The sequence below is a fragment of the uncultured Ruminobacter sp. genome, assembly GCA_902764345.1.
Lineage (GTDB): Bacteria > Pseudomonadota > Gammaproteobacteria > Enterobacterales > Succinivibrionaceae > Ruminobacter.
On the sequence record CACWVT010000018.1, the window covers coordinates 24,216 to 32,649 of the forward strand.

An 8,434-nucleotide genomic window follows, 5' to 3' on the forward strand; every position below is an offset into this window, starting at 1 on the left:
CTGTAAATGCAAGATTCAATGCCGTCACCATTTGAATTCGACGGAACGTCTGGAGATACGGCAGCTCAAAAAAAGAAGGCTGACAGTTCCCCGTATATCAAAAATAGCGACTGGGATGAGCAGGACGAAGACAGGGTTGCTGAAAGTTCCCGACTGGCATCTGAAGATGATGTGGTTCGGGTATTCGACAATAAGGGGCCACTGTCTGAAAAGGAAGGGTACAGAATCAGACCCGGACAGGTGCAGATGGCACGTGATGTTCTTGATGCCATTTATGACGGTCACAATCTTGTGGTGGAGGCCGGTACCGGCGTAGGTAAGACCTTCGCCTATCTGGTGCCTATTCTGCTTTCAGGCAGAAAAGCACTTATTTCCACTTATTCCAAGGCACTGCAGGATCAGCTTTATGACAAGGACATAAAGTTTCTGACACAGGTTCTTGACATTGATGTTTCGATTTCAATCCTTAAAGGTGCTTCAAATTATCTCTGCATGAAAAACATGAGCAGGGTATTCGGCGTTCCTGAACCCCGCGGTGAGCAGGGGAGGAGTCATCCCGGCCAGGAAACGGATTCCGTTCCTCCGGTACCGGGAACCGGTGTCGGCATCCAGACTGATCTGCTGATGGGAGTTACCGGTGGTTCCCCGGCACTTAATACCGAGAGCATAAACAGAAACAGGAAGATAATAAACGCCATAAAGAATTATATCAGGTGTGCAAAAACCGGAGAGATAGAGGAATTCAAGAACCACATGCAGGCTACGGCCGGAATTGAGGCATCTGAACTTAATCTCGGGCGCATCGGCGTCAACAAGATAAACTGTTCCAAAAGGAACTGTCCGTTCTATGATGAGTGTTATCTGGTAAATGCCAGGAAAAGGGCCAAGAATTCAAGAATTGTCATACTGAACCAGTCACTGCTGTGTTACGGCGTGCAGAATGACGAGATGCTCTTTCCGAAGGCCGGTATTGTGGTAGTGGACGAGGCTCATAAGTTTGAGGATACGCTCAGAGATGCATTCAGTGCCGAAATCGGTACTGAATCGATTAATGAGGCCATAACGTCCGTATACCTGACAAAAGCCTACGAAAAGATTAAGAATGATATTTCGGCGACTGAAAAAAGAATTAAAAAGTCTAATGCCGACACAAAAAACTCTGCTTCGGCAAAAGGTGCGGCCGGGACTTCCTGTCTCTCTGATGAGGAAGAGCGTAGACTCGGATATCAGCGGGTCATTCTTCAGGAGATTGATAAGGTTCTTGCTGATCTCAGACATTTTGCCGAGGGCAAGAATACGGATTCCTTCCCTTCTTTCATTGACAATATCTACACCGATGAGGAGTGCTGTCTGCTTCCTCAGTATGAGAAGATGTCATACAGAATCAGTACATGCGCATCTTCAAGAAGCAGAAATTCCGCGGTTGTGCAGCAGGCTTCGGAAGAGGCCGTGCTACTGGATCTGAACCTTGATAAGTTCATAAAGGGGATTCACCTGTTCGGGGAAAAGGTAGGTGCCGTGTATATGAAGCTTACCGGACTGAGTGACGCCGTCAGAATCCTGTATTCGGAGGATAACAGCTCGACCGAACTCAAGGAATGCATTGATGAGCTTGAGGAAGTTACCAAGGTTTTCATCGATACCTACGATTTTATAGGAGGTACCATCCAGTATCTCAATACATGTAAATCCTCAGGTATGATGGCATCTTCCTATTATTACTGGTACAGAAAGGTTTCGGGGGGCGGTTTTACCATAACGAAGTCGCCATTCAGACCAAGTATGGAATTTAAGAATTTCTTCCTGTCAAAGGAAGACTGCTTCCACAGCTTCATTTTTGCCAGTGCCACCATTGATACCGGAGGCGTTAAGTCTCCGGCCATTGATCTTCTGGTGCAGGATGAATCAGCCGCGAAAACATCAGATGAAGCGGATGAGACTTCTCGGGTGGCAAAGGAAACCGACTTCAGAAATTTCAGATACGGCATAGGCTTAAGCAGTGATAACACCATATGCAAACTGGTGTACAGTCCGTTTGACTTCAAGAATAATGCCATACTGTGCGTTCCCGAGGAACTGGCCTCATTTACGTCAAGCTACGACGACAGTCTGAGCAAGAATCTGGTATATGCCAGTCCGACCAATATTCTGAAAATGCTGGCACCCGTAATCAATGCCACCAGGGGCGGAGTGTTCATTCTGGTTACTTCCTACGACGCCTGCCGCAGATATGCGGATGCGCTGCGTAAGAACCAGGTTCTGACACTCGGTTTTGATCGTACGCGCAAGGTGTTTGAGCAGGAAAAGAATATTTCCAACAACAACCACCTGATACGCAGATTCAGGGAGGCCGGAGATGCGATTCTTATCGGCACGAAATCATTCTGGGAAGGGGTGGATATTCCGGGCTCTGCGCTGTCGCTTGTCATAATTGACAAGATTCCGTTCCCTCAGAAGACGGTTCACAGATTCATGACCAGAATGATGTATGAATCTGAAGGAATGAATGCCTTTGACCGTGTGGACGTGACTTCGGCCATCATTGATCTGAAGCAGGGAGCCGGCAGATTAATCCGTACCGAAAGGGATAAGGGGGCGGTAATCATCTGTTCCCGTGATCTGCTTAATTCGGCAAATAAGAGTTATGCCGGCAGAATTCTGAACAGTCTCTCCTATTTCAATATGACAAACAGGATAGACGTGGTCAGGGATCTGATTGAGAATGACTTCGGAAAATAAGACTGCTGTCAGACTTTGTTCAAAACGTAATGGGGTATCAGCCGGCTGAAAGCAATTGGTATCGTGCCCCCCAAAGGCTTCGTGTGGCGGTTTGTCGACGGTTGGTTTATAATGAGCCGGATTCCGGTAAGACCGAGATATCCCGGTTACCGGTAAAACAGGATTAAGAGGGTAATATGACCAGGATTTTAGCGATAGACGCGGCAACCGAAGGCTGCAGCGTTGCTTTGTATCAGGATGGCGCTGTTGAGTCTGTCAGAAGCGTGTCTCCACAGGGACATACCAGACTTTTACTGCCTTATATCGATGATGTTTTAAAAAAGACTAATCTCAGACTTCAGGATCTGGATGCCGTGGCCTGCGGTCGCGGTCCGGGGTCATTTACCGGCGTGCGCATCAGCGTAAGCATGGCTCAGGCGCTGGCGTTCGGTGCCGAAAAGCCTCTAATCGGCATTGTCGATCTTCGGGCAATGGCAATGAGAGCTCATAAGGAAACAGAGAGTGAGTACGTTGTGGCTGCCATTGATGCCAGAATGGGAGAGGTCTATCTCGGTATTTACGCATTTTCCGGAAAAGTGCCGGAACCGGTTGTTCCAGAAGCGGTGGTTCCTCCGGAAAAGGCCGTTGAGCTTGTAAGGGATGCACTTGGCGGTAAATCATTTACGGCTACCGGAACCGGCTTCGGAGCATATCCTCTTCTCGCAGATTCCTTTGATGGATGCATTACCCGGGCATCAGAGAATCTTCCCGATGCCGTGGAAATTGCTGAACTTGCTGCGGTTTCCTTTGCTGAGAACGGTGGCGAGGAGCCTGAGAATGTTCTTCCGGTGTACCTCAGGGACAACGTTTCCTGGAAAAAGGTGAGCGAACAGCACTGATACGTAAGAGCCGACTGTGTCGGCTCCTTATTTTTCTCCAAAGGTCTGCGTTTACAGGCTGAAGGCCGATAAACGCAGTAATACCTAAATCCCAAAAGTATACCGTCAAATATCAATAATGTGACAGTGTATAATGCAAATTCCGCGTTTTTGATTTATGCTTAAAATGTATGTTTCGGAGCATTGTCCGCATGTATCGGCTTTTATGATGAGGCTGTCGTGTGACACCTGTTCCGTCTGATAGGTTGTTTTTATAAATGGTTTCGCATTATGGATGATTCTAACGCTGATTCTCGTGGATACGGTGTGGCAATTATCGGTGCCGGAGCCATGTCACGCGAGCGAATAAAGATATATCGCACTCTAAACCGTCCGATTACTGCCATATACAGTCATAATACGGATAAGGCCAAAGCCCTTGTGGAGGAGTTCGGCTTAACCGGACAGACTGTTGTTTTTGACAGTATTTCCAGCTTCTGGGATTACGAGAAATCATCCTATGTGTACATAGCATCAACAAATGATTCCCACTGTAATTATGCCACTGAAGCCATGATGCATGACCGTCACGTTCTGGTTGAACAGATGATGGTATGTTCAGTCAGTGAACTTGCAAAGGTTAATGAGTGTCTCAAGAACAGTAAAAAGATACTCATGGAAGCCAATCCTACGCTTTCTTCTCCTCTCATTAACGGATTTGGCAGGGTTATAAGGGGACATCAGGTCTTTGAAGATATCGGCAGACCGACAAACGTGTGTATAAGCTATGGTCGATCTAATTCAAAATTCGTGAGAGATGATTTCCTGCGTCAGAAAATCACAATTTCCGACGGAGTCCTTTTCAATCTCGGCGGGTATGCGATAGGTGCCGCAGTATCACTTCTCGGGACTCACGTTGAGGTTATAAATTCCCATCTGGACATATCACATGAGTATCATGTGGGGGTAAATGCGAATATCATACTGCGCAACCGACAGGGAGTGACGGCAACCATAACAATTTCCAATGTTTCCAATCTTCCGTGTGCTCTCGATATCGGTGGCAGTTACGGATATTATTTCATCAAGGATTTTGTTCATTCCCAGTCCTATCTGAGCTGTCTTAACGGAAATCCTCCGGAGAAGCATGACATGACCGCCAGATTCGACAGCGAGGCTAATATAAAAAGAAGTTTGTTTGAAACTGATTCAGCATATAATTTTGCCCTGCAGATACTGCATTTTGAGAGCCTTCTGGATCGCGGTTATGATGCCTGCATGGCAGACAATCAGAATCATTTCAGGGAATCAAAGGCGGTATTCAGAGTTATTACCGAAGTTCTTGCCAATAACTTCAGTGATGTGTAACGACGGATTCGGTTAAATCAAGGATTCATTTTATATCAGGGAAAAAAGCAAAGGCCTCAGAAATCTGAGGCCTTTGCTTTGGAAAATTGCTTTCGCAAAGTAATAATGTTACTGTTCGGCAGGTGCCGGTGCAGCCTTAGGTTCTTTTTTCTGTTCCTCCTGCTGCTTGTTCTTTCCTTTAGCCTTATTCTTTGAGGAAGTTCTGAGCTTCTTCTTTGGAGCTTCCGTTTCGGCGTCAGCGTTCGGATCCATCATGTTCAGGTCTTCGGTCTTAATTTGAGGAGCCTCGCGGTATTTCTGCATAACCGTGTCAATCATGCTCTGATCAGTAATGGTTTGGAAGCAGTGGTTTGCACTCTGCTCAAGAATCTTGAGGTTCTTCAGACGTTCGCTTTCAACCTGAAGGATACACTGGTCATATTTTGCTGACTGCTTGTTACGGTTATATTTGTATTCGCAGTCAAGCTTCTGCTTTATGCTGTTGTCATCGATGTGACGTTTCTGATAGCTCATCTTGTCGAAGGTTATGTCAACACATGTCTGCAGACGATCCAGATCCTGCTTTCTTTTCAGTTCCTTTTCCTGAGTGATCTTATCCTGATTCTGGATAAGGTAAAGCTCCTGCTTTTCCTTATTGGATTTCTTGATGGCTTCAAGCTGCTTGCTTGAGAATGTGGTGTCGATTACTTCTATGTTTTTTACGCCGTAAGGCTTGCTAGGGGAGTAGTGGATTGCTCCGTTGCTGTCCTCCCAGCGGTAGAATTTGTTGCCGGCATATGCAGAAGAAGAAAGAACGGCGCAGACCGTTACTGCAGCTGCCATCAGTGTAAATTTGTTAAACATCCTGTAAACGACTCCGTAAAAAGTGTATGTGGTTAATTATTTACGATAATATGCACTAAATCCTCTTTCAGTCCGCATTGATAACCATTCCGGGGACTAAAATTATTGTCCGTAACTGTACTCATACACGCAAGCAGATGTGTATATTTATATAAGTTATACAATAATTAAAAGTGATATTCTATAATTATTTTACCATTTAATAAGTATTTGATAGCATACTCAATAAAAATGCTAAAACATTCCGTAAATATATAAGTAATTTAATCATAAACCGTATAAGCGGCTATTATATATGATCTTTTATTCTTAAACATTTTTTTATAAAATTTATTATAAAAACAGATATATGTAATACTTTTATCTGTTTTCCCGTTCCGGTGCACTCTGTTCACTGTCGGTTACGGAGCGGTTTCTATTTTTTCTTTTTCTTTGCCAGCAGTGACGAGTACTGACGTATAAGCTCAAGCTGATCTTCAGGACTTGCATCTCCGTGCTCTGCAAGAGCCTTTTCCGTTTCGGTAAGGAACTTCTCCCATGATTCCTCATCCTGTTCTTCAGGTTTCATGTTGAACCAGTTTTTAATTCCAGGTACGGCGGATATGAAGCTCTTCTCCAGTTCTGTCAGGTTTCGGAGTGACGGAGTCCATCTGAGATTATTGTACAGCAGGCCTGCACTGATGAAATCTTCAATTTCGTTGTCCGTATTGTCACCGAGAAGAAGAATCAGCATGACGGAATCCATGTTGCCTGAATCTTCATCCGTTTCTTCACTGTCCGGCATTAGTGACTGAACCTTCAGCATCAGGTATGATTTGGTGATTTCTTCGGTGCCGTACGTACTGTCACAGTCAACAATAACGCTTGGCAGTCCCATGAGCTCCTTTTCGTTAATTTCGTGCGGAGCCATGCAGGTTTTGTCTTCAGCTATTTTGGCGGCTATCTGTATCATGTCTTCAGCCCCCATGAGCTTAGGAGTAATCATGGTTGTCGCTGCGACATGCTCACCCTGAGCATCGCTGAAAGTCAGCAGGTTGTTGCCGAAACGGTTTTCGGTAACGTTGACAAGGGAAAGTGGAACTGTTGCCGACTCTCCGTTAATCTGCAGCGGTTTGAAATTGTTTTTGCGGGAAGGGATAAGAAGCTTCGTGTTGAAAAGAGTGTCCTTCAGGATGTCTTCCGCACGGCTGTGAAGAACGTCGAAATCACTGGCAAGGGATTCGTTCATGTCTTCAGCCTGTCCTTCGGCATTTCTTCTGCTGAATGATGATGACAGATAAACGTTGATGGCGGCTTCAGGTATGACCAGACCGCTCAGCGTCTTTTCAGGATGTTTGTAGTTTACCAGTTCACGTGACAGGTAGTTAATGATCAGAACCTTTCTGTTTTCGGCCGGATCCGATTCTCCGTTTTTAGGTTTTACGGCTTCATTTGCGTACATGTATGTCTGGCCGATATGTTCGTCATCGTTCTGAACGATGACGTAGAAATCCGCATTGCGTGATGAGCAGCCGAAATATGTAACGTTCTGATCGTTTATGCTGAAGGTTTTGGTGTAAAGGTTACGGCATTCCTCGGAAAGATTTTTTGATATGTTTTCAAGTGTCAGGGCATCGCCGCTCTGAACCAGAGAGCCTGACAGCTCCGGGGAGATTTCAGACATTTCGAATCTGGAAATTCCGGAATCCTTTAATGCTATGAATTCAACGAAGGGCTTGCCATAGAACAGTTCCCTGATTTTCATGCTGTTGTTTACGATAACAGGAGGCGTGAATGTTATGCCCATTGAAAGCGTGTCGTAGCGTTCAGGGTAAAGAATCATGTCGGCGGTAGAGAACAGGGTCTGCTTTGGCATCGGATACAGTGCGGAATTGGCGTAGATGCCGATAAAAGAGGTGTTTATGTCCTGAGGTATCGTTACGTTTACTTCGGAAAAAGTTTCGGCAACAGCAATCCCTGAGACTACTCCCAGAGACAGCAGCACTGCCTTATAAATTTTCTGAAGTATTTTTGCTAACATCGGGCAATATTTCTCTTATCTTCCTGATCTGCGAATGAAATAAATGCGGTTTCTTCAGAATTCATGTTTAAAATTTCTGTCTTCGCCTGCAAAACAATCCTTATAACGCGCGCGATTAAGGTATGAAACCGTTCTTAAATTATAATTCAAGTGTTGAAAAACATAAAATTCGAGTTAAAAAAATTAATCATGCGTCTTGTGTTTTGTGATCTGAATTCGAACTGGACGTTAAAAGAGTGTGAAAATCGAATAACAAATACACTGTACGGCCGTTCTTTCAAAAAAATGATTAGGAAGGGCTTTGGACAAGGTTTTTGGTTTTGTTATGAATTATTGCGAGCTGTCCGAATGGGGGTATAAAAGCCATCAAAAACATGTTTGTTGTATGTTTTGTGGACGTTTAGCTCAATTTTTGAATAAACAGGTGAAAATGTTAAATTTTTTTTTGACAGATAAATAATTTTCTATATAATACACCATGTTCTCTGACAGAGAGCAAAGCATTGAGATGCGGGAATAACTCAGTTGGTAGAGTGCAACCTTGCCAAGGTTGATGTCGCGAGTTCGAGCCTCGTTTCCCGCTCCAAAGTTTGGCGCGTTAGCAAAG

5 protein-coding genes and 1 tRNA gene are annotated in these 8,434 nt (G+C 44.8%); 4 read left to right on the forward strand and 2 right to left on the reverse strand.

Annotated elements, in window-relative coordinates:
* Positions 1–6: 6 nt before the first annotated feature.
* The 3 genes from QZU58_RS04915 to QZU58_RS04925 all read left to right on the forward strand — a co-directional run bounded on the left by QZU58_RS04915 (position 7) and on the right by QZU58_RS04925 (position 4,964).
* Positions 7–2,739 (forward strand): ATP-dependent DNA helicase, encoded by a 2,733-nt coding sequence (locus QZU58_RS04915; protein ID WP_294495450.1) that lies wholly within the window; start codon positions 7–9, stop codon positions 2,737–2,739.
* Positions 2,740–2,915: 176 nt separating this feature from the next.
* Positions 2,916–3,617 (forward strand): tRNA (adenosine(37)-N6)-threonylcarbamoyltransferase complex dimerization subunit type 1 TsaB, encoded by a 702-nt coding sequence (gene tsaB / locus QZU58_RS04920; protein WP_294495452.1) that lies wholly within the window; start codon positions 2,916–2,918, stop codon positions 3,615–3,617.
* A gap of 270 nt (positions 3,618–3,887) precedes the next feature.
* Positions 3,888–4,964, forward strand: coding sequence for a Gfo/Idh/MocA family oxidoreductase (locus QZU58_RS04925; RefSeq protein ID WP_294495454.1), 1,077 nt, complete (start codon positions 3,888–3,890; stop codon positions 4,962–4,964).
* 108 nt (positions 4,965–5,072) lie between these two features.
* Here the strand turns inward: QZU58_RS04925 and QZU58_RS04930 are convergent, their stop codons facing one another.
* Together QZU58_RS04930 and QZU58_RS04935 are read right to left on the reverse strand one after the other, a co-directional pair.
* Positions 5,073–5,807, reverse strand: coding sequence for a hypothetical protein (locus QZU58_RS04930; RefSeq protein ID WP_294461352.1), 735 nt, complete (start codon positions 5,805–5,807; stop codon positions 5,073–5,075).
* Positions 5,808–6,222: 415 nt separating this feature from the next.
* Positions 6,223–7,827, reverse strand: a complete 1,605-nt coding sequence (locus tag QZU58_RS04935) for a hypothetical protein (RefSeq protein WP_294495455.1) — start codon at positions 7,825–7,827, stop codon at positions 6,223–6,225.
* A 510-nt stretch (positions 7,828–8,337) separates the two neighbouring features.
* Here QZU58_RS04935 and QZU58_RS04940 point away from each other — a divergent pair.
* A tRNA-Gly gene (locus QZU58_RS04940) sits at positions 8,338–8,413 on the forward strand.
* Positions 8,414–8,434: the final 21 nt, after the last annotated feature.